This window comes from Sphingobium sp. LF-16, assembly GCF_003711185.1.
Lineage (GTDB): Bacteria > Pseudomonadota > Alphaproteobacteria > Sphingomonadales > Sphingomonadaceae > Sphingobium > Sphingobium yanoikuyae_A.
Genome location: NZ_CP029335.1, coordinates 1 through 21883 on the forward strand (window position 1 = coordinate 1; position 21883 = coordinate 21883).

At 65.1% G+C, this 21883-nt stretch carries 21 protein-coding genes and 1 pseudogene; 11 read left to right on the forward strand and 11 right to left on the reverse strand.

The genetic code is table 11. The features are described from left to right. Positions 1–1419, forward strand: a complete 1419-nt coding sequence (gene dnaA / locus DIZ22_RS00005) for a chromosomal replication initiator protein DnaA (RefSeq protein WP_004210320.1) — start codon at positions 1–3, stop codon at positions 1417–1419. Positions 1420–1486: 67 nt separating this feature from the next. Further along, positions 1487–2092 carry a peptidylprolyl isomerase gene (locus DIZ22_RS00010; RefSeq protein ID WP_048936407.1) on the forward strand — a complete coding sequence of 202 codons (606 nt, stop codon included), beginning with the start codon at positions 1487–1489 and terminating at the stop codon, positions 2090–2092. A gap of 10 nt (positions 2093–2102) precedes the next feature. Here DIZ22_RS00010 and DIZ22_RS00015 read toward each other — a convergent pair whose 3' ends face one another. From DIZ22_RS00015 to DIZ22_RS00030, 4 genes are all read right to left on the reverse strand, one after another. Next, a complete protein-coding gene (locus tag DIZ22_RS00015; RefSeq protein ID WP_048936408.1) occupies positions 2103–3797 on the reverse strand; it encodes an EAL domain-containing protein in 1695 nt (564 codons plus the stop codon). A 102-nt stretch (positions 3798–3899) separates the two neighbouring features. Beyond that, on the reverse strand, positions 3900–4433 hold the full coding sequence (locus DIZ22_RS00020) for a Smr/MutS family protein (RefSeq protein WP_048936409.1): 534 nt from the start codon (positions 4431–4433) through the stop codon (positions 3900–3902). A 9-nt stretch (positions 4434–4442) separates the two neighbouring features. Then, the gene (locus DIZ22_RS00025; RefSeq protein ID WP_048936410.1) at positions 4443–5708 is read right to left on the reverse strand and encodes a murein transglycosylase A; all 1266 of its coding nucleotides are present in this window, start codon (positions 5706–5708) and stop codon (positions 4443–4445) included. Beyond that, a complete protein-coding gene (locus DIZ22_RS00030; RefSeq protein ID WP_048936462.1) occupies positions 5705–6361 on the reverse strand; it encodes a Tim44/TimA family putative adaptor protein in 657 nt (218 codons plus the stop codon). Before DIZ22_RS00030 ends, DIZ22_RS00025 begins: the two co-directional genes overlap by 4 nt. Positions 6362–6582: 221 nt before the next feature. Here DIZ22_RS00030 and secB point away from each other — a divergent pair, with 221 nt between their 5' ends. The 3 genes from secB to trpS all read left to right on the forward strand — a co-directional run bounded on the left by secB (position 6583) and on the right by trpS (position 9756). Next, positions 6583–7086 (forward strand): protein-export chaperone SecB, encoded by a 504-nt coding sequence (secB, locus tag DIZ22_RS00035; RefSeq protein WP_048936411.1) that lies wholly within the window; start codon positions 6583–6585, stop codon positions 7084–7086. A 69-nt stretch (positions 7087–7155) separates the two neighbouring features. Beyond that, entirely contained in the window at positions 7156–8730 is a 1575-nt protein-coding gene (gene murJ / locus DIZ22_RS00040; RefSeq protein ID WP_048936463.1) for a murein biosynthesis integral membrane protein MurJ, read from the forward strand. Positions 8731–8751: 21 nt separating this feature from the next. Then, entirely contained in the window at positions 8752–9756 is a 1005-nt protein-coding gene (gene trpS / locus DIZ22_RS00045) for a tryptophan--tRNA ligase (protein ID WP_122927844.1), read from the forward strand. A 33-nt stretch (positions 9757–9789) separates the two neighbouring features. Here trpS and DIZ22_RS00050 read toward each other — a convergent pair whose 3' ends face one another. Continuing rightward, complete coding sequence (locus tag DIZ22_RS00050; protein ID WP_159078649.1) at positions 9790–10377, reverse strand: energy transducer TonB; 588 nt, start codon at positions 10375–10377, stop codon at positions 9790–9792. Between the two features lie 195 nt (positions 10378–10572). On the opposite strand from DIZ22_RS00050, the gene DIZ22_RS00055 reads away from it, so the two are divergent. After that, entirely contained in the window at positions 10573–11220 is a 648-nt protein-coding gene (locus DIZ22_RS00055; RefSeq protein WP_004210337.1) for a DUF4136 domain-containing protein, read from the forward strand. 136 nt (positions 11221–11356) lie between these two features. Further along, entirely contained in the window at positions 11357–12598 is a 1242-nt protein-coding gene (locus tag DIZ22_RS00060) for a cation:dicarboxylase symporter family transporter (RefSeq protein ID WP_048936413.1), read from the forward strand. Positions 12599–13040: 442 nt separating this feature from the next. On the opposite strand, the gene dapE is transcribed toward DIZ22_RS00060, so the two are convergent. Then, the gene (gene dapE, locus DIZ22_RS00065) at positions 13041–14183 is read right to left on the reverse strand and encodes a succinyl-diaminopimelate desuccinylase (protein WP_048936414.1); all 1143 of its coding nucleotides are present in this window, start codon (positions 14181–14183) and stop codon (positions 13041–13043) included. A 53-nt stretch (positions 14184–14236) separates the two neighbouring features. Here dapE and DIZ22_RS00070 point away from each other — a divergent pair, with 53 nt between their 5' ends. Both DIZ22_RS00070 and DIZ22_RS00075 read left to right on the forward strand, forming a co-directional pair. After that, the gene (locus DIZ22_RS00070; protein WP_048936415.1) at positions 14237–14683 is read left to right on the forward strand and encodes a cupin domain-containing protein; all 447 of its coding nucleotides are present in this window, start codon (positions 14237–14239) and stop codon (positions 14681–14683) included. Next, positions 14680–15717, forward strand: a complete 1038-nt coding sequence (locus DIZ22_RS00075) for an LD-carboxypeptidase (RefSeq protein WP_170978398.1) — start codon at positions 14680–14682, stop codon at positions 15715–15717. Before DIZ22_RS00070 ends, DIZ22_RS00075 begins: the two co-directional genes overlap by 4 nt. 58 nt (positions 15718–15775) lie before the next feature. Here the strand turns inward: DIZ22_RS00075 and DIZ22_RS00080 are convergent, their stop codons facing one another. After that, positions 15776–17077 (reverse strand): dipeptidase, encoded by a 1302-nt coding sequence (locus DIZ22_RS00080; protein ID WP_048936416.1) that lies wholly within the window; start codon positions 17075–17077, stop codon positions 15776–15778. 81 nt (positions 17078–17158) lie between these two features. Here DIZ22_RS00080 and aat point away from each other — a divergent pair, with 81 nt between their 5' ends. Beyond that, positions 17159–17911: a leucyl/phenylalanyl-tRNA--protein transferase gene (gene aat / locus DIZ22_RS22090; RefSeq protein WP_048936417.1), complete on the forward strand. Its 753-nt coding sequence runs from the start codon at positions 17159–17161 to the stop codon at positions 17909–17911. A gap of 35 nt (positions 17912–17946) precedes the next feature. On the opposite strand, the pseudogene DIZ22_RS22425 reads toward aat, so the two are convergent. The 4 genes and pseudogenes from DIZ22_RS22425 to DIZ22_RS00105 all read right to left on the reverse strand — a co-directional run. Next, positions 17947–18381: pseudogene (locus tag DIZ22_RS22425) on the reverse strand (DUF2155 domain-containing protein); the annotation flags it as partial. Then, complete coding sequence (locus DIZ22_RS00095; protein WP_048936419.1) at positions 18360–18758, reverse strand: NADH:ubiquinone oxidoreductase subunit NDUFA12; 399 nt, start codon at positions 18756–18758, stop codon at positions 18360–18362. The pseudogene DIZ22_RS22425 and the gene DIZ22_RS00095, both read right to left, overlap by 22 nt. A 50-nt stretch (positions 18759–18808) precedes the next feature. Continuing rightward, positions 18809–19354, reverse strand: a complete 546-nt coding sequence (locus tag DIZ22_RS00100) for a DUF192 domain-containing protein (RefSeq protein WP_048936420.1) — start codon at positions 19352–19354, stop codon at positions 18809–18811. 48 nt (positions 19355–19402) lie between these two features. After that, positions 19403–19927: a RecX family transcriptional regulator gene (locus DIZ22_RS00105; RefSeq protein ID WP_048936466.1), complete on the reverse strand. Its 525-nt coding sequence runs from the start codon at positions 19925–19927 to the stop codon at positions 19403–19405. A gap of 163 nt (positions 19928–20090) precedes the next feature. On the opposite strand from DIZ22_RS00105, the gene DIZ22_RS00110 reads away from it, so the two are divergent. Next, positions 20091–21851: a fatty acyl-AMP ligase gene (locus DIZ22_RS00110; RefSeq protein WP_048936421.1), complete on the forward strand. Its 1761-nt coding sequence runs from the start codon at positions 20091–20093 to the stop codon at positions 21849–21851. Positions 21852–21883: the final 32 nt, after the last annotated feature.

Below are 21883 nucleotides of genomic sequence, written 5' to 3' on the forward strand. Positions count from 1 at the left end.
ATGAAGGATAATGCGGCGGTGCTTGGAATTCAGGACGGAGAGGCAGCGGCAGATATGGCCCGCCTGGAATCCGCCTGGACGACCATCCGCACCGGTCTGCGCCGCGACATCGGCGCGCGCATGTTCGACCAATGGTTGAAGCCTGCGCGCCTGGGTGACTATTGCCCCGATTCGCAGACGCTGGATCTCCATTTTGCGTCGGATTTCAGCGCGAATTTTGTTTCCGGCCAGTTTGGCGATCGCCTGCGCATGGCCTGGCGCTGCTCGGGCGCTGGCGTGCGTGAAGTGCGCCTGCGCCGTGCGCCCGATTCGTCGGGTCCGCGCCTGCTGGAGGTGAAGCGCGACGTGGCCGCAGCCGTGACGGCGCCGGCGATCGTTGCCGCTGCGCCGACCGTCGCCTGCAATTTCCAGCCGCGCCACGCCTTCGACCAGTTCGTTCCGGGTGAAACCAACCAGCTCGCCTATTCGGCGGCGCTGGCGATGGCGGGGGAGGCGGAGCCCCGCTTCACGCCGCTCTTCATCCATGGCGGTACCGGTCAGGGCAAGACGCACCTGCTGCACTCGATCGCACGGGCCTTCTCGGCCCATTCGCCGAGCGCACCGGTGCTCTACATGTCGGCCGAACGCTTCATGGTCGAGTTCGTCAATGCGATGCGCTCGAACGAGACGATGGCGTTCAAGGCCCGCCTGCGCGCCGCGCGCCTGCTGCTGATCGACGATATCCAGTTCATCGCCGGCAAGGGCTCGACCCAGGAAGAATTCCTCCACACGATCAACGACCTGATCGATACCGGTGCCCGGATCGTCGTGACCGCCGACCGCGCGCCGCAGATGCTGGACGGCATTGATCCGCGCATCCTGTCGCGTCTGGCAGGCGGCCTGGTCGCCGATATCCGTCCGGCGGGGCTCGACCTGCGCCTTGCGATTCTGGAGGCGCGCCGCGCCCATGCCGGCGATCCGCCGGTGCCCGATGCGGTGATTGACTTCCTTGCCCGTTCGATCCGCTCGAACGTGCGCGAACTGGAAGGCGCCTTCAACAAGCTGGTGGCCTATGGCCAGCTGACCGGTCGCTCGATCGATCTGGAATTTGCCCAGACCATGCTCGCCGATGCAGTGCGCGCCAATGTGCGTCGCCTGACCATCGACGAGATCCAGAAGGCCTGTGCCGCGCATTTCAAGATCGACCTGTCGGAAATGAAGTCGAAGCGCCGTGCGCGCGCCGTCGCGCGGCCGCGTCAGGTGGCGATGTATATCTCGAAGAAGATGACGCCGCGCTCGCTGCCGGAAATCGGCCGCACCTTTGGCGGTCGTGATCATAGCACGGTGATTCACGCGGTGCGCACGATCGAGAAGCTGCGCGAAAGCCATCCGGACATGGACGCCGACGTCCGCGCCCTGATGCGCCAGCTGGAAGGCTGACAGCAGCCTCAACCATGGCTGACTCCATGGGCTGACAGGGCAGGGTGGTTGGACTAGGCTTGATGCCATGATCCGCACCCTGGCCCTGTTCCTCCTTGCCGCGCTGGCCTCCGGTCCGCTGCTGGCCCAGTCTCCAACGCCCGTTGCGTCAAGCGATGTGCGGGTGGCGCTCGATACGAGTGCCGGACGCATCGTGGTGGCGCTGCATCCCGATAAGGCACCGGTCACGGCCGGTAATTTCCTGCGCTATGTCGACCAGAAGCGGTTCGACGGCACCGTCTTCTATCGGGCCGTCGGCGGCCCGGATTACGGCTTCATCCAGGGCGGGACACAGAATGACCCCAAGCGCGTCCTGCCGCCGATCAAGCATGAGCCGACGAGCCAGACGGGCCTCACCCATGATGATGGCGCGCTGTCGATGGCGCGCTATGCACCGGGCAGCGCGACCGGGGATTTCTTCATCGTGCTGGGCAAGATGCCGGCGATGGACGCGCATCCCGAATCGGCCGGCGACAATCAGGGCTTTGCCGTTTTCGCGCATGTGGTCGAGGGGCTGGATATCGTGAAGGCCATCCAGGCCGGTCCGAAATCGCCCACCGCCGGCAATGGCGTGATGAAGGGGCAGATGCTGGAGCCGGTGGTGAAGATCCTGTCGGCCCGACGCCTGCCCTGAATCGTCCGGCTTAGAGGCTGCGTCGTTCCGTCGGTTCGACGGTGGGCGCGGCGGCATATCGATCCAGATATTGCGCCTCGCCCATCGGCCTGGCGAGGTGATAGCCTTGGAACAGGGTGCAGCCGATGACGCGCAGCATGTCCATCTGCGCCTGCGTCTCGACCCCTTCGATCACCACTTCCATGCCAAGGCCCTGAATCAGACCGACGACCGCGCTGCAGATCGTCCGCGCCTCTGCGGAGGTCGCGATGTCGCGCACCAGGCTGCGGTCTATCTTCACCCGGTCGACCGGCAATTCACGCAGCCGGGCCAGATTGGAATAGCCGGTGCCGAAATCGTCGATGGCGATTCGCACTCCATCCTGTCGCAGCGCGCTGAGCTGTCCCAACACGCGCTCGTCCATGTCCATTGCCAGCGATTCGGTGATCTCCAGCTCCAGCATGGGCGGTGGGGTCTGGTGCGTCGCCATGGCGTGGCGCAGGCGCAGGAAGAAATCGGCCTGCGCCAGTTCACGAGTCGAAATATTGATCGCGATTCGCTGATGCACGCCCGATCGCGCCCAGCGCGCAGCGGTCTCGCATACCCGGCTCATGACCCAGTCGCCCAGCGCGACGATCATGCCGCTTTCCTCGGCAACCGGCACGAAGGCGCCGGGCATGATGAGCGCGCGTTCGGGATGGACCCAGCGCACCAGCGCCTCGGCCGTGACCGCATGGGCCACGCCGCCATGGCTCATTTCGATCTGTGGCTGAAATTCCAGCAGGAATTCGTCGCGCTCCAGCCCCAGCAACAGGTCGCGTTCCAGTTCGGCCCGGTCCGCCGCTTCCAGCGCCAGTTCGGCGGTGAACATCTCGGCGCGACCCCGGCCTTCATGCTTGGCATGATACATGGCGATGTCGGCCGATCGCAGCAGCGCGGACAGGCTGTCGCCATGGTCGGGGTAGCAGGCGATACCGATCGACGCGCCCAGATCGACATGCTGGCTGCCCAGTTCGAATCGTTCGCCCAGCGCGAACTGGATGGCACGCGCGATGCGTGAAGCCGCATCGCGATTGGGCAGGGTAGGGAAGAACATGGTGAACTCGTCGCCGGCCAAGCGGCCGATCACGGCGTCGCCCAGGCCTGCGCTGACCTGGGCCATCACCACTTCGCGCAGGCGACCTGCTACGCGCGCCAGCAACTGGTCGCCGGCCGCATGGCCCAGCGTATCGTTGACCGCCTTGAATCCGTCCAGGTCGATGAAGAACAAGGCGGCCGGTCCCGCACCGTCACGCTCGACGAGCAGGCGTTCGACCTGCCGGCAGAAGCTGGTGCGGTTGGCAAGGCCGGTCACCTGGTCGAACAGCGCCAGCGTCTGGACATGGTCCAGATTGGTGCGGACCTGGCTGAACAGGCTTTCCATCGCCACCGACAGGTCGGGCAGTTCCAGTCCGATCTCGGCGGGGACATGGGAATGAAGATCGCCATGAGCGGCGGCCAGCAGCCGCTCCGTCGCGGTATCGATGGCGCTTGCGGTGGCGGCGATGGTGCGCTGGGCCGATGCCCAACTCATCGTGCCGCACAGGATCGCGATGATCAGGGATCGGCCGACATCGACCAGATCGTCGGCCGCACCATGGCCCAATAGCAGCGACAGGATGAAGACGAGCGCGCCGGCCGCACAGGCAAAGGCAGCAGCGCGGCTTTTCACTGTCACGCCCTGCATGTGCCTCCCTGCCTGCTCAAAGCCCCCGATAATCGGTGCTGCTGGATCAGGCGGATATGAAGGACAGTGGTTAAGAAAAGGTCAGTGGCTGCGCAAATTGCGTCATTTTTTGCGGCGCAGGATCAGGTAGATGGCGCCGTCGCCGCCATGACGGGGATGGGCGATGCGCACGCTGGCGATGCGATCGGCATAGGGGCTGGTCTCCAGCCAGTGGCCGATCTCGCCCCGGATCGCGCCGCGCCGGCTCGAATCCCCGTGGCTGCTGGCTTTTGGCGGCTTGCCGGTCACGACCAGCAGCACCCGGACATCACGGGCAATCGCTGCCGCCAGCGCCTGATTAAGCCTGACATGGGCACCGGCCAGATTATGGCCGTGCAGATCGATCGACATGTCGGGGGCGATGTTGCCGCTACGGATTCGCTTTTCCCAGCCAGTGTCGAGTACGGCCGCTGGCGTGCGGGCGGGGGTGATCGGCACCGCCTTGGCAGGCTGCGGCGTTAACCTTGTTTCCGGGATCGGCACCGGGGCGACAACGGGCAGGGGCGGACGGATCAGCCCCGGCCGCAGCGGCCGGACCGAGCGCGTCAATGCGCCCCAGAGCGCCTGCTCTTCAGAAGATAGGGTCCGGCGTCGCATGGCGCGCGATCACGGGCGCGCCAGCCGTGCGGCGGACCCGATCGGCAGCAATATCAGTGCGCTGCCCCGAGCGGACATGCCGCCGGCAATGCCGCGCGCGCGGTCGCCTGCCCCCCAGAAACTGTCGAACCGATTGGCGCCCTTGATCGCGCCGCCGGTATCCTGGGCGATCCAGATGCCATTGGGTTCGGCCCGGTCCAGCGACAGCAGGACAGGGGCGCCCAGTGGAATATATTTGGGATCGGCCGCCACCGTCGCCTCGGCCGTAACCGGTACGCCCAGCGCGCCGATCGGTCCCGCGCCGGTCAATTCACGGAAGAAGACGAAGCTCTTATTCTCGTTCATGATCGCCGCGCCCTCAGCGGGGTGGGCGCGCAGATATTGCATGATGTCCTGCATCGACCCGGCCTGAATCAGGCCGCGATCCTTCATCAGCTTGCCGATGCCGGTATAGTCGCGCCCATTCTGCCCATCATAGCCGATGCGCATCACGCCGCCGTTGGGCAGGGTCAGCCGGCCGCTGCCCTGGACCTGCAGGAAGAAGAATTCGACCGGGTCGGCGGCCCAGGCCAGCTCCAGCCCGCGCCCGGCGAGCGATCCGTCGACGATCTGCGATCGCTCGTCGAACGGCACGAAATTGCTGCCCTGCACCTTGCCGCGGATGGTGCGGCCCTTCAGGCTGTCGCTGAACAGGCCGAGGTTGACGTCGATCAGTTCCGCCGGGCGGCGATAGATCGGCACCTGATAGCCGGGCTGGCGGGTGCGCGACCCGGCGATTTCCGGCTCATAATAGCCGGTGACGAAGGCCTTGCCCTCGCCCACCTGCACCGCCTCGAAATAGCGGGAGAAAAATTCGGCGGCGGTCGCTTCGGGCCAGCTCGACGCCGCGCTGCATGCGCTGTTCCAGTCCGATCCGCGCGTGAGGCCGCTCTGGTCGGTGCGCTTCATCAGCGTCGGACAGGAAATGCGAAAGGCCTGGAGAGCGGCGCGGGCGCGCTCGCCGGACGGGATCAGGCTGGCAATGTCGGGGCCGGGCGTGACGCCCAGGCCGGCGGCATTGGCCTGCTCCGTGGACAGGTCGCTCGGCGATACGGTCGGCAATTTGGGCGGCAGGGTGGGGCGGGGCGTGGCAGGAACCGGCCGGGTCGCGCCTTCGCCGCTACCGTTCGGCCGGCTTGGTGCAGGGCCGCTGGCCGATGGCGGAATTACGCCGCCCGCGCAGGCGGACAGCATCAGCGCCGCAAGCAGCGCCCCCCCCGAATGACGCAGGCTCACGCTGCCTCGTCGGTTTCGCTGAGCTTCCAGTTGGGATCCGCGCTGCGGATGTCGCGGGTGAAGGTCCAGATATCGTTGGTGCCGACAGCGTCGGTCAGCGACCCGGCGATGACATTGCCGTCCTTGTCGCGGGTGACGGCGGCAATGTCTGCCTCGAACCGCAGCGAGACTTCAGCGATGCGGCCATTGACGCTGGCATCGACGATCTGTGCCTTCTCGATCCGTACCAGGCGGTTGTCGAGCAAATGGCCTTCCGCTTCGCGCGCCGCGATCGCTTCCTCGAAGGAGCCGAGAACATCGGCATCGCACAGCCAGGCCAGTTCGTCGCGATCACCGCGCCAGAAGGCTTCCAGCACCATCTTGTAGGCGCTCTTGGCGCCCTCGACGAACTGCGGCACGTCGAAGCTGCGATCGGCACTGATCAGCGCGCGCACGCCGGCTTCGCCTGCCGGGGTAATGAGGCCTTCGGCCAGGCGAACCGAATCGCCCGTCGCTTCCGGCATCGGGCGGGGCTGCAAGCCGCCCACCTTGGCGCGTTCCTCCGCCGGACGCAGCGCAGGCTCCTGCTCATGGCCCGTCCGCTTTCCAAGAACGGAATAGAGCCGCAGTGCCAGGAAGCCGGCAATCATGGCGAGGATGACGATCACGTACACGGAGGCAAATACCCTTTGTTCGGGATGATGTTCCATCAACATAGGCATGTTTGCACGATACTTCAAATATCGGCTTGCCCTGTAATGCGCAGCAATTGGCCGACGTTGCTTCCTGTCGGGCGGCATTGCCCTGATCTTTCGCCACTGCTAAGCGCGCGGATCGATATGGCGGGCTGTTCCGGCCCTTCGAGCAACGAACGATCAGCAAGGATTTGAGGACAATGGCCGACGAAGCCGACACCATCCAGACCAACGTGACCGGCAATGGCGCCGACACCGCGCCGCAGATCGCGCTGATCAGCCAATATGTGAAGGATCTGTCGTTCGAAAATCCGAACGCTCCGGCCGTCTATCAGTGGCAGGACCAGCCCCAGATCGACGTCCAGTTCAACATCGGCGCCGACCGCGTCGGTGACGAAGTGCTGGAAATCGCCCTGAAGATCGAGGTCAAGGCTGTCGCGCCGCAGGGCACCGCCTTTGCCGTCGAACTGGTCTATGCGGCCCTGTTCGGCATGCGCAACGTGCCCGAGGACCAGATTCAGCCCTTCATGCTGGCCGAAGCGCCGCGCCTCGTCTTCCCCTTCGCGCGCCGCGTACTGGCCGACGCGATCCGCGACGGCGGCTTCCCGCCGCTGCTGCTCGATCCGATCGATTTCGGTGCGCTCTATCTGCAGCAGGCCGAACAGATGCAGGTAACCACGGGCGAACCCGCCGGCCACGCCTGATTGCATCATGCTCCTGATTCCCGTTCGGGCTGAGCCTGTCGAAGCCCGAACGGCATGGAGAGCCGCCGCATGAAATTGGTGAAGGCCCTTGGCTCGGTCGGCGGGCTGACGCTCGCCAGCCGGGTGCTCGCGCTGGTGCGCGATTCGCTCGCGGCCCGTTATGTCGGCGCCGGCTTCGCGTCGGATGCTTTCAACGGCGTCGCCTTCCGCCTGCCCAACATGTTCCGCGCCCTCTTTGCCGAAGGCGCCTTTTCCGCCGCCTTCATCCCGCTGTTCAACAAAAAGGCGGCCGGGCCGGGCGGCATGGCCGACGGCTATCATTTTGCCGAGCGTGCGCTGGCGGTGCTGCTGCCGGTCCTGATCCTGTTCACGATCGTCCTGCTGGCGGCCGCCTGGCCGATCACCTGGGCGTTGTCGGGCGGCTTCTCGCGCCAGAATCCGACGCCGGATCAGTTCGCCTTCGCCGTCACTTTGTCGCGCATCACCATTCCCTATCTGGCGCTGATCAGCCTGGCCTCTTTGCTGGGCGGCATCTTGAACTCGCTCGACAAATTCTGGGTCAATGCGGCCGCACCGATCCTGCTCAACGTCGCGATGATCGCCGGCCTGTGGTTCTTCCACGGCGCCGACGAATATGAAACCGCACGGGTACAGGCGATGTCGGTCACGGTTGGCGGCGCGCTGCAACTGCTCTGGCTGATCTGGGCCTGCAAGCGGGCCGGCGTCTCGATGAAATTGAAGCGTCCGCGCCTCGACGCCGACGTGCGCGAGCTGCTGCGCCTGATCGTGCCGGCCGCTGCCGGCGCCGGCGCGTCGCAGATCAACCTGCTGATCTCCACCGCCCTGTCGGGCTGGCTGCTCGCCTCGGGCTCGATCACCTATATCTATTATGCCGATCGGTTGAATCAGTTGCCGCTCGGCCTGATCGGCATCGGTCTGGGCACCATCCTCCTCCCCACCATCTCGCGCATGTTGTCGAAGGGCGAGGATCAGGCGGCGATGGAGACGCAGAACCGGGGCATCGAACTCGCCCTGTTCCTGACCCTGCCGGCGACCGTCGCCTTCATCACCGTGGCCGAACCTATCGTGCGCGGCCTGTTCCAATATGGCCGCTTCAGCGCCGAGGATGCGATGCGCTGCGGCTGGGCACTCTCCGCCTTCTCGATCGGCCTGCCCAGCTATGTGCTCGTGAAGGTGCTGACGCCGGGCTATTATGCGCGCGGCGATACGAAGACGCCGGTGCGCTATGCGATGTTGTCGATCGCCATCAATATCGTCGGCAATCTCGCGATGATCCCCACGCTTGGCCATATCGGCCCGCCGCTCGCCACCGCGCTCTCCTCCACCGTCAATGTCGCGATGCTCTATCGCACCTTGGTCGCGCGTGGGCATTTTACGGCAGACCCGCAACTGCGCCGCCGCATCCCGCGCCTCGCCGTGGCGGCGGTCGTCATGGGCGTTGCGCTCTGGGCGGGAGAGGATCTGCTCGATCCGATGCTCTCGGGCACGATGGTCAGCCGCTATATCGGCCTTGCCCTGCTTGTCGGCGCGGGCGTCGCGCTGTACGGGCTGGCATGCTTCGTCACCGGCGCCTATCGCCTATCCGACCTCAAGGCGCTGATGCGGCGGCGAGGCACCACATAATCAACAGAATGGATTAGAGTAATGCGCGTCCTTTCCGGCATCCAGCCCACCGGCAATCTGCACCTTGGCAACTACCTTGGCGCGATCCGCAACTGGGTGAAGATGCAGGACGAGATGGATGAAGGCAGCCAGTGCTTCTTCTTCCTCGCCGACATGCACTCGATCACCGTGCATGAAGGGCGCGAGCAGCGCATCCGCAACGTGCGCGACATGGCCGCCGCCCTGGTTGCCTCGGGCATCGATCCCGATCGCTCGGTCCTCTTCAACCAGGCGCGCGTACCGGCCCATGCCGAACTCGCCTGGCTCTTGAATGGCACCGCGCGGATTGGCTGGCTCAACCGGATGACCCAGTTCAAGGACAAGGCGGGCAAGGATCGCGAGGGTGCGTCGGTCGGCCTGTTCGTCTATCCGGTGCTGCAGGCGGCCGACATCCTGCTCTATCAGGCGACCCATGTTCCCGTGGGCGAGGACCAGAAGCAGCATCTCGAGCTGTCGCGCGATATCGCCACCAAGTTCAACACCGATTTCGGCGTCGATGTCTTCACCCTGCCGGCGCCGATCATCCCCAAGGAATCTGCGCGCATCATGTCGCTGCGCGACGGCACGGCGAAAATGTCCAAGTCCGATCCTTCGGATATGAGCCGCATCAACCTAACCGACGAGGATGATGCGATCATGACCAAGGTGAAGAAGGCCAAGACCGATCCCGAGCCGCTGCCCGAAACGGCGGAGGGTCTGGCCGGTCGTCCGGAAGCGACCAACCTGGTCGGCATTTACGCCACCCTGTCGAACAGCACGCCTGACGCAGTCTGCGCGCAGTTCGCGGGCAAGGGCTTTGGCGCGTTCAAGCCGGCGCTGGGCGAGTTGCTGGTCGAAACGCTGCGGCCGATGCGCGAGCGTTTCGTGGAACTGCGCACCGACGATGCCGCGCTTGATGCGATCCTCGACAAGGGCGCGGCCAAGGCGGCGGCGGCGGCCGAACCGACCCTGCGCGCCGCCTATGATGCCATGGGTCTGATGCGCTGAGCCAACTGGAAGGACGGGCGCGAACTGCGCCCGTCACTTACCTTCTTCGATCGTTTCGAATGTCATCGCCATGCGCATCTTCTTGCGCACGGGATTGCCGGCGCTGTCCCGCTGGATCGGATAACGCCGACTGAGAATTTGCGTTGCGCAATGTTGTTCCGGCATCGGCTTGTCGTTGATCGTCGCGACGCAGTCCGATGCGCTGCCATCGGTGTTGATCGTGAAGGTCGTGACCTGCCGGAACGGCAACGGGGGTAGTCGGAAGCTGCCATCGGACTCCGGTATCCGCCAGTTGATCTTGTTGCTGTAGCTTCCGACTAGGGGCTTGCCGTTCGTGTCGCGCGCAGGCGTAAAACGGGCGCGAGCTATGAGTAGGTCGCAGGTGGCCTGATCCAGTGTGGCGGCGCCGCTGCTGGAACTGATCGTGCATTTTACCGGCACGCCATTCTTGTCGATGTCCAGCAAAAAGGCAGTAACTCCCTCCTGTCCCTCGCGCAGTGCCGTTGCCGGATAATCTTCGGACGTGACCCAGTCGCCCGGATTTCCGGTTGGCGTGGGCGAAGACGCGGCTGCTATCAGCAAGGGAGCGAACAGCGGCAGGGTGAGAAAGGCATGCTTCATGCGGCTTTCCTGCAACAGTCTGTCACTCTTTTCCAGTGGTTTGACGGATCGTTCTGCGACATGGCGTCATGGATGTGCGGACATGGCTTGCGTCCAATCGACGGGTTGGTGCGTTCAAACGATGTTCAGTTGCGTTTTGCTAGAGCAGGGCGCAAGAAGACTAACAGGCATCCGCCTGATTCAGGACGCGAAAAAATGAAAGCTTTCAGCAAGATCGGCCTTTTCGCAGCGCCCGCGCTGGCGTTGGTGGCCCTGTCCGGCTGCGCCACGTCGTTCAAGGCGGACGTCGCCCGTTTCCAGCAGCTCCCCGCACCCGCAGGGCAGAGCTACACGATCGTTGCCGACGATCCCAAGCTCGCCGGTGGGCTCGAATTTTCCCATTATGCCCAGATGGTCGGGCAACGCCTGACCCAGACCGGCTATGTCGCCGCTGGCGATCCGGCCAAGGCCGACCTCATCGTGCGTGTCGCCTATGATGTCGACAATGGCCGTGAGCGTGTGCGCTCGACCGGTGGTTTCGGCCCGAGCCCCTATTTCGGTGGTGGCTGGGGCTATGGCCGCTGGGGTCGCCCCTGGGGCTATGGCTTCTATGATCCCTGGCTGTTCGGCGGTGCTGGCTTCAACGACGTGTCGAGCTACACCGTCTACACCAGCGATCTCAGCATGAAGATCGATCGTGCGGCCGACAATCTGCGCCTGTTCGAGGGCAAGGCCAGCGCCCAGTCGTTGTCCAACAAGCTGACCTATCTGGTGCCCAATCTGATCGACGCGATGTTCACCAATTTCCCCGGCCAGAATGGCGAGGATGTGAAGATCACCCTGCCGCCCGAAAAGAAGGGCTGAGCAGTCAAGATACGGTCGGCTCCCAGCCAGACCAAAATTGCCCGGCGATCCCTGCGATCGCCGGGCTTTCTTTTTGCCTGCAACATCTTAGGCTGGCAGGAAGGGGAGCGATGCCGTCAAGATGCGGGGGACGGGCATGTCGTTGACGATACGGATATTGATCGCGCTGGTCGCGGGGCTGGTGGCGGGTATCGCCTTGTCCGAATATGGCGGCGAGCTCGACGCGGCGGTGGTTGATATCGCGCAGCCGGTCGGCAAGGCCTGGCTGAACGGGCTTCAGATGCCGCTCATCCCGCTGATCTTCGCCCTGTTGGTCACGGGCGTGGCCTCTGCCGCGACCACCGCGCGGACCAGCGGCACGGCGGCACGCACCCTCCTTCTCTTCGCCCTGCTGCTGCTTGGCTCGGCCAGCGTCGCCGCATTGCTTGGCCCTCTGCTGCTCCAGCTCTGGCCGGTCCCGGCCGGCGCCGTTGGCGCGCTCGCTGGTGCCGGCCCGGCGACGGACGTGCCCGGCATACGCCCCTCGGCCGAATGGCTGCTCGGTTTCATCCCGGCCAACCCGATCCATAGTGCGGCGGAAGGGCAGGTGGTCGCCGTCGTCCTGTTCGCCCTGGTTTTCGGTTTTGCCGTGACCCGTGTAGCAGAGGATCGGCGTATCGCCCTGAGCGGCTTTCTCGCCGCGCTGGTGGACACATTGCTGGTCATGGTCGGCTGGGTGCTCTGGCTCGCGCCGGTCGGCGTCTTTGCGCTGGCGCTGGTCGCGGGCAGCCGCTCCGGTCTCGCGACTGCCGGTGCGCTGCTCCACTATATCGGCTTCATCGTCCTCATTTGTCTGGCTGTGACGGCGCTGGTCTATCCGTTGGTGATCCTGCTTGGCCGGATTGCGCCCGGCCGCTTCGCCCGTGCGGCCTTGCCGGCCCAACTCATCGCCTTTTCGACGCAAAGCTCGATCGCCTCGTTGCCGGCGATGATTGCGGCCAGCGACGGGCCGCTCGAAATACGCGAAAGCACCCGGTCGATCGTCCTGCCGCTCGCCATCTCGCTGTTCCGTATCACCAGCCCGCCGGCCAATCTCGGCGTTGCCCTCTATGTGGCGGCGATGAACGGGGTAGCGCTCGGCCCGGTGCAGATCATGCTGGGCGTTGTGGTCGCCGCGATCGTCAGTCTGGCGGCCGTCGGCCTGCCGAGCCAGATCACCTTCTTCACCACCACCGGCCCGATCTGCCTCGCCATGGGCGTCCCGGTCGAGGCGCTGCCGCTGCTGCTGGCTGTCGAAACCGTGCCGGACATTTTCCGCACCGTCGGCAATGTCACCGCCGACATGGGCGTCACCCATATCATAGATCGCTTGGGAAGCGGAACGGGCATCAGGGATTGATGGCTGCTAACGACCATAAGCCGCCCTCACCATCATCGTCACCCTGAACTTGTTTCAGGGTCCATTCCTCCCAGCAGACCAATGGCTTGTTGGGCCTGATAGATGCTGAAACAAGTTCAGCATGACGTTAGTGGAATGGCAGGAAACCACCCCATCATGACATCGGACAGATTGTCCTACTGCGGGCTTTTATGATCTATCCTGTCGGATGCAGAGGCCAACGCTTCCTGATCCGGCATCGGCCGATGCGCCGCTGGCGCGTGGCTGTCGCTTCACTGTCGTTTCATCGTAGCGTCAATGGTGCGTCAGCATGACCCTGGTGTCGCGTCCGTGGCGCTCAACTGTCGCGTCACAGACGCGTTGGCGTGGCGTTTCAGGCGCAAATGGCCCAAAACAGCCTCACGACACTGTGAACTTCGGACTGTCGCGTCGTAAACCGGTTTCAGCCGCGCAACGCCCGCTCCGTGATCAGCCGGTAAATGCGGGTCAGGTCGTGCAGGTCGGCGATCGCGACGGCCTCGTCCAGCTTGTGCATCGTCGCATTGTTGAGGCCGAATTCGGCGACCGGGCAGAGGCGCGAGAGGAAGCGCGCGTCCGACGTGCCGCCGGTGGTCGACAATTCGGTGTCGAGGCCCGTCACGTCGCGGATCGCATCGCTGATCAGGGTGGACAGCGTGCCCGGCTGCGTCAGGAAGGGCTCGCCGCTGATCTTGGCCTCCACGCTGCCGCCCTCGCTCGCCGCGATCGCGCTGATCCGATCGATCAGCGACGCGCCGCTATGCTGGTCGTTGAAGCGGATCGAGATGCGCGCCGTTGCCGCCGCCGGGATGACATTATGGGCCGGGTTGCCGACTTCCAGGTCGGTGATCTCGATATTGCTGGGCTGGAACCAGTCGGTGCCCTCGTCCAGCACTTCGGCATCCACTTTGGCGAGGATGCGGACTAGCGCCGGGATCGGATTGTCGGCCAGGTGCGGATAGGCGACATGGCCCTGCGTGCCCGCCACCTTGATCCACATGTTGACCGACCCGCGCCGGCCGATCTTCACCACGTCGCCCAGCCGGGCCGAGGAGGTCGGTTCGCCAACCAGGCACATGTCCGGGTGCAGGCCATGGGCGACCATTCGGTCCATCAGCGCCAGCGTGCCATAGGTGGCCGGGCCTTCCTCGTCACCGGTGATGATCAGGCTGATCGTGCCGGGCAGGCTGTCGGGCAATTCGTGCAGCGCCGCGACGAAGGCGGCGATCGCGCCCTTCATGTCGACTGCGCCGCGGCCATAGAGCAGGTCGCCGCGCACCACCGGGGTGAAAGGATCGCTGGCCCAGCCATGGCCGGGCGGAACGACGTCGAGATGGCCGGCAAAGGCGAAATGCGGGCCGGCGCCGGTGGTGCGCCAGGCGAGCAGATTTTCGACCGGGCCGTCGGGTGCGACGCCGCTGACGAAACGGTCTACGGTGAAGCCCAGCGGAACCAGCATCGCTTCCAGCTCGGCGAAGACATCGCCGACGGCCGGGGTGACGGAGGGGCAGGCGAGCAGGCGCTCGGCCAGGGCCAGGGCGTCGTGATTGGTGCTGGTCTTGGTCATGGGGCAGCGTTAGCGAAAGCCGACTTTCTTGACCAGCGCAGAGGAGAGGGGCCATGCCGAAGATCGATCTTGCCGCCATTCCACAAAGCAATGCCACCGGCTATCCGGGCGATCATGCGCTGGCGGTGGCCGGTCGTTACTATCGCCGGCTGGCCCCGGCGACGGGTCTTGGCGATTTCGGCGTCAGCCATGTCGTGCTGAAACCCGGCGCAGCCTCATCGCAACGCCACTGGCATGAGGGCGAGGACGAATTTGTCGTCCTGCTGTCGGGCGAGGCGGTGCTGGTCGAGGAGGGCGGGCGCACGCCGATGGCACCGGGCGACATGGCGGCCTTCCCCAAGGGCGTGGCGGATGGCCATCATCTGCTCAATGAAAGCGATACGGATTGCGTCTTCCTTGCCTTTGGCCGTCCGTCTGTCAGTGATTGCCATTATCCCGATATCGATCTGCACCTGTCCGGTGGGGTCTATCGCCACAAGGATGGGAGCGTTTTTGCATGATGGATCGTCGTGGGTTGCTGGCCGGCATAAGTGGTGCTGTGGTCGCGGCGGGCATGCCCTCGGTTTCGGCAGCGGCGCCGGGCGGGCTGATCCGGCCGCCGCGCCTGCGTGAAGGGGATGTGGTCGGCCTAGTGGAGCCGGCGGGCTTTACCGATGACGCCTTCGACCTGGACCTGGTCAAGGAGACGATCCGGGCGATGGGGCTCAAGCCCAAGGCCGCGCCGCATCTGGTCGAGCGCTATGGCTATCTGGCGGGCAAGGATGCCGACCGCGCCGCCGACATCAACGCCATGTATGCCGACCCGGAGGTGAAGGCGGTGTTTGCGGTGCGCGGCGGCTGGGGCTGCGCGCGCATGCTGCCCTATCTCGACTTCAAGACGATCCGCGCCAATCCCAAGCTGTTGACCGGTTTTTCCGATATCACGGCGCTGCACCTGGCCTTTGCGGCCCGCGCCGGCTTCACCACCATCCACGGCCCCAATGCCGCCAGCGGCTGGGGCAAGCTCAGCTGGGACAGCTTCCGCGCGGTGGCGTTTGACGGGGCAACGCCGACCTATGTCAATCCGGTGGGGACGGAGGATCGGCTGGTGCCGCGCAGCGGCCGCATCCGTACCTTTGGCGGCGGCAAGGCGAACGGGCGGCTGCTGGGTGGCAATCTCACCGTGCTGACGGCGCTGATGGGCACGCCCTGGTTGCCCGATTTCACCGGCGCGATCCTGTTCGTGGAGGAAACCAACGAGGCGGAATATCGCATTGACCGGATGCTGACCCAATTGTCGCTGGCGGGCATATTGCCAAAGCTTGCCGGCTTCGTTTTCGGCCAATGCACCAGCTGCACGGCCACCGGCGTGTCCTATGGCGGCTTCACCCTGTCGGAAGTGCTGCAGCAGCATCTGGCGCCGCTCGGCATTCCTGCTTTCCAGGGCGCGCTGTTCGGTCATATCGCCAACCAGTTCAGCCTGCCGGTCGGCGCCCGCGCCGAAATCGATGCGGACGCGGGCACGATCCGGTTGCTGGAGCCGGCGGTCAGTTAGAGCCTGATCGTTTGAGCTGGAAGCGCTCCGCGCTTCCAGCGATGGCGTGAATCAGGCTCTATTCCTTTGTTGCGGGCTTGGCGCCGTCCAGCGAGGCGACGGTGCCATTGCCGATCGGCTCGCCTTTCATCCCCTCTGCAACCTTCTCGGCCGCCGCCATGACGCGCAGCACATTCTCGCCGGCCAGCTTGGCGATGTCGGCATCGCTCCAGCCGCGGCGCATCAGTTCGGCCAGCAGCGCGGGATAGGTGGCGACGCTGCCCAGCCCCTGGGGCAGCGATCCCACGCCGTCGAAATCGCTGCCGATGCCGACATGGTCGACGCCCGCAACCTTGGCGATATGGTCGATATGGTCGGCGACCATCGACAGGGTGACTACCGGTTCGGGATTGGCCTTTTCCCATTCCGCCAGCGCCTTCTTCGCGCCCTCGGGATCACCGATATAAAGGCCGCCAAAGGGCGGAGCGTTATAGCGGGCCATTTCCGCGCTGCGCGCCGCGCTCCAGACCCGGCGGGCCTCCGACACATATTGCGGCGCGAAATTGACCATGACCACGCCGCCATTGGCCGCGACCTGCTGCAGGATCGCGTCGGACACGTTGCGCGGCGTGTTGCACAGCGCGCGCGCGCTGGAATGGGAGAAGATGACCGGTGCCTTGCTGATCTTCAGTGCGTCCAGCATCACGCCTTCGCTGACATGGGCGAGGTCGACCAGCATGCCCAGGCGGTTGAGTTCATGCACCACCGCCTCGCCGAACGGGGTGAGGCCGTCATGCTGCGGATTGTCGGTGGCGCTGTCGGCCCAGGCGATGGTCCGGCTGTGGGTCAGCGTCAGATAGCCGGCGCCAAGGTCATGATAGGCGCGCAGCACGGCCAGGCTGCCGTCGATCTGGCCGCCGCCCTCGACCCCGATCATCGACGCGATCCGCCCGGACTTGTGCGCGGCGCGAACCTCGGCAGCGGTGGTGGCGAGGGTGAAGTCCTGCGGGTAGCGGCGGGCGAGGCTGTGGACCAGTTCGATCTGCTCGACCGTGTCCTTCACCTGCTGCAGTTCGGGCAGGTCGGCCGACACCCAGACGGACCAGAATTGCCCGCCCATCTGCCCGGCACGCAGGCGGGTGATGTCGGTATGATATTGGCTGGGGTCGAGCCGGTCGAGCGGCATGGTCCAGCGGGCGTCCCCGGCCTTGCCGGCCATCGCTTCGGGCCAGTCATTATGGCCGTCGATCAGCGGGGTGGCCTTCAGCACCTTGGCGATTCGCGCGGCATAGGGATCGGATGCGGGCGCGGCCGAGGCGGCGAAGGGGAGAGCGACGGTGGCGAGGAGCAGCGGCAGGGCTGCGAGGCGGAGGGATATCATGGCGCGGGAGACTAGGAGGGCGACGGATCAAGTCAATCGCGGCTGGCGGGCGGGTTCGACATTGGCTAGACCCTTGAATCGATGACGATCGATCCGCTGTTGCTGCTGCAGGCCTATGCCATCGGCGTGTTCCCGATGTCCGACGACCGGCAGGCGGACGATGTCTATTGGGTCGAGCCCAAAAGGCGGGCGATCCTGCCGCTCGATGGCCTTCACCTGTCACGTTCGCTGTCAAAGACGATCCGGCAGGACAGGTTTCGCGTCACCGCCAACCGCGCCTTTGCCGGCATCGTCGCCCTATGTGCGGAAGCTGCGCCGGATCGTCCATCGACCTGGATCAATGGCCCGATCGAGCGCGCCTATCGCCATCTCCACGAACTGGGTTTTGCCCATTCGATCGAATGCTGGGACGGGGATGAACTGGTCGGCGGCCTCTATGGCGTGGCGCTGGGTGGTGCCTTTTTCGGCGAGTCCATGGTGTCGCGCCGCACCGATGCGTCAAAGGTGGCGCTGGCCTGGCTGGTGGCGCGGATGCGTTTTGGCGGCTTCAGCCTGCTTGACTGCCAGTTCATGACCGATCATCTGCGCAGCATGGGCGCGCAGGAAATCAGCCAGCGCGACTATCTTCAGTTGTTGGGCGTTGCCGTCGGCGACGTGCCGCTGGGAGCGGGCGACGCGGTGCTGTCGGCCGGTTCGGGCTCGGCGGCCGAACTGGCGTTTGCACCGCTGGCCGGCGATGCGGCGGCAGGCACCTTGCCCTTGTCGCCCAGCTTGACCGTGGCAGGACCGCTTTCGGGCCATTCCATCGTGCAGCTCTTGACCCAGACGTCATAGACCGGGTGCTGGACGACATTGCGGTCGGGCCGTTCGCGGAACAGCCAGCCGGAAAAATTGCGGCGCCACTTGCCGTCGGAACTGCTGCGCACGTCCAGCTGCACGAAGGCGCCGGTTTCCTGCACATTCTCCCAGGGGGCCGTGGTCTCGCATGCCTGCAGGCGGACGATGGCGTCGCCGACGCGCAACGCCTCGCCGGGCTTCATCGTCAGGTCGCGGGTCAGGCCGTTGCGCTTGTTGAGCAGGCCGATCACGGCGGTGCGCTCGGCCATCGGCGTGCCGGACAGGCTGGCCTCGTCCGCGTTGCGGATAGGCTGGCCCTCGATCTTCACCGGGCCGCTCTGATTCGCTTCTGGCGCATCATTGCGACCGCAGGCCGCCAGCAGCGCGCACCCCAGAAGCGGCGCGCCAAGCAGGATCGGCGGGAATCCCCCCGCCGGACGCCGAATCATGCCGCGTCGGGGCTCCATGCCTCGTAATCGCCGGTCGCCTTCTGGCGCTGGCCGCCCTTTTCGAGCGCGCCTGAGGGACGGTAGGCGTTGGCGGTGCCGGTCGCGTTGGGGGTGAATTCCTTTTCCCAGATGCGCGGTGGCGGCAGGAAACTTTCGGGCGTGCCCTCGATCGAGTGGTGCAGCCAGCCATGCCATTCGGCCGGCACGCGGCTCGAATCATTGGCGCCGTTATACATCACCCAGCGGCGCGTCAGGCCGTTCGGATCGATGCCGCCTTCATAATAGACATTGCCCTGATGGTCCTCGCCCACTTTCGTGCCCTTGCGAGCCGTGAAGAGCCAGGTGCCGAAGGTGGCGCCATTCCACCAGGTGAAGATGTTTGCCAGGATACCCATGGCCGATGCGCTTAGCCGCTGGGATTGACGTGGGCAAGGACGATATGGCCCTAACGGGCGGTTGTCGGGCAGAAATCGAGGTCGATCGCGCTCTTGCCTTCGGTTGTTGCGCATTTGCCCCAGGATAGGCGGTCGCCTTCCTTGATGCCCAGTTCCGCGGCGCGGCCGCCGCGCAGTTCCAGCACCGCCACCACCGGCACGCCGGCGGACACCGGCTCGCGCGAATAAGGGGCGACATTGGCGCCGATGAAGGCGATCGTGCCGTCGGTATGGATGAACAGCATGTCGAGCGGGATGACCGTGTTCTTCATCCAGAAGCTGGCGGTGCGCGGCGGCTCCATCGGGAACAGCATGCCCTTGTCGGCATCCAGCGCCTTGCGGAACATCAGCCCCTGTTCCTGCTCCGCTTCGGTCCGGGCGACTTCCACGTCGAAGCGATGCGCGCCCTTCGCCGTGTGGATGACGAGGGGGAGCAGCGCGCCCTGTGGCGCGGCGGCCTGGACATTGCCGCTGTCATTTGCGGCATCGGGCTTGGCAGAACAGGCCAGGAGCAGCGCGGGCAGGGCGGCGGCGAAAAGCAGTCGGGTAAGGGGCATGCGATCCTGCCTAGCGGGTTTCGGGGAGGTGCGGGAGAGAATTAACCCTCAATCCTCCGCGTCGGGGAAGTCGCCGGGTGCTGCATCGACCCAGCGCCGGGCCAGGGCATAATCATGGCCGGCGCGCAGGAAGGCGGCGATCGCCTTTTCCCGTCCCTTGGGATCGGGCGCCTGCATTGCATAGGGGCCGATCCGCTTGCGTCGGGCGAATCGGTCGGCAGCCGCCCAGCGATCAGCCTGTGCCTGGGCATCGGCGGCACCACGATCGGCCTCCTCTATGCCGGCGGCGCGCAGCGTTTCGGTGACGCGGCGGGCGCCATAGCCGCGCCGGCCAAGGGCGGCGCTCTTCATCAGGGCAAAGCTGCTGTCGTCGACATAGCCCAGTTCTGCAAAGCGGGCGACCAGCGCTTCGGGATCGGCCGGCGCTTCCCCGCCCCATCCGCGCTCGCGCAATTTGCGCGCAAGATAGGCGAGCAGCTTGCCGCGGCTGGTCGCGAACCGGCCGACATAGCGCAGCGCCAATTCGCGCAAGGCGTCTTCGTCCAGGGGGCGGGGCGGGCGTTTGCTGGTCATGACCGGTCGTGCATTGTGCGCCATCATGCGCTAAGCGCCATCTTTATGCCACAGTCGGGCCGGAATTTTACCGCGCCTTATGGTCTAGAAGCACAGGCTGGATTGAAACTATCCGGTGCAAGTCGACGTCAAAACTGATAGCGGCCGCCGGAATATGACAGATATGACATTGGGTGACACCAATATGACGGGTTCGCAGATTATGATGGCACCTACGCCGACCAACGATGTTCTTCCGCGCCGCTTCTCCGATTTCGAGACGTTGGGCGAAGCGTTGGATTATGCGGCGCAGGGCAAGCGCGGTCTCAATTTCCATGATGCGCGCGGCAATCTGGCGCGGCCCTATCCGTTCAGCGAACTGCGCGAGGACGCGATCGCCTGTGCCCATCGCCTGATCGCCCATGGCGTGAAGCCCGAGGACCGCGTCGCCCTGGTCGCTGAAACCGGCGCCGACTTCGCCATGCTGTTCTTCGGCATCGTCTATGCCGGCGCCTGGCCTGTGCCGCTGCCGCTGCCGACCAGCTTTGGCGGCAAGGAAAGCTATATCGACCAGCTCAATGTCCAGTTGTCGAGCTGTGACCCGATGCTGTTCCTCTTCCCCAAGGAACTGGAGGACATGGCGGGCGAATCCGGTCGGCAGAAGTCGGTCGAGAGCATCGCCTTCGAGGATTTCATCGCCCGCGAAGCGATCGCCTGCGACCTGCCGCAGGCCAAGGGCGAGGAAATCGCCTATCTGCAATATTCGAGCGGTTCGACCCGCTTCCCCCATGGCGTCGCCGTGACGCACCATGCGCTGCTGTCCAACCTGTCGGCGCACAGCCATGGCATGGAAGTGCAGGAAAGCGATCGCTGCATCAGCTGGCTGCCCTGGTATCATGACATGGGCCTGGTCGGCTGCTTCCTGTCGGTCGTCGCCAATCAGGTGTCGACCGACTATATGAAGACCGAGGATTTCGCCCGTCGTCCGTTGGCCTGGCTGGACCTGATCAGCCGCAATGAAGGCACCTCGATCAGCTATTCGCCGACCTTCGGCTACGACATCTGCGCGCGTCGCATGTCGAGCCAGACCAAGGCTGCTGACCGTTTCGACCTGTCGCGCTGGCGCCTGGCCGGCAATGGCGCTGACATGATTCGCCCCGACGTGATGCAGAGCTTCGTCGATGCGTTTGGCGATGCCGGCTTCAGCCCCAAGGCGTTCCTGCCGAGCTATGGCCTGGCCGAAGCGACCCTGGCGGTCACTATCATGCCGCCGGGCGAAGGCATCATCGTCGAACTGGTGGAGGAAACCGACCTGTCGGGCGGTGCCGCACCGGAAGGCCGTCCGCAACGTTTCCGCTCGATCGTCAATTGCGGCAAGCCCGCCAAGGACATGATCGTCGAGATCCGCGACGAGGATGGCGGCCTGATGAACGAGCGCCAGATCGGCAAGGTCTGGACCACCGGCCCCTCGCTGATGGTCGGCTATTTCCGGGATCCCGAAGCGACCGAGGCCTGCATGGCGGATGGCTGGCTGGACACGGGCGACATGGGCTATCTGTCCGATGGCTATCTCTACATTGTCGGTCGCGCCAAGGACATGATCATCATCAACGGCAAAAATCACTGGCCCCAGGATATCGAATGGGCCGTGGAGCAGCTGCCGGGCTTCAAGCAGGGCGATATTGCCGCCTTCGCGATCACCACGCCGGGCGGCGAGGAAGCGCCGGCGGTGCTGGTCCATTGCCGCACCTCCGACAATGAGGAGCGTTCGCGTCTGCGCGACCAGATTCGCGAGCGGGTTCGCGCCATCACCGGCATGAACTGCGTCGTCGAACTGGTGCCGCCGCGCACCCTGCCGCGCACCAGCTCCGGCAAGCTCAGCCGGTCCAAGGCACGCAACCTCTATCTGACCGGCGAGATCCGTCCTTACGATATCGCTGCCTGATCGGGCGACGCATACCGATTGATAACCATTGC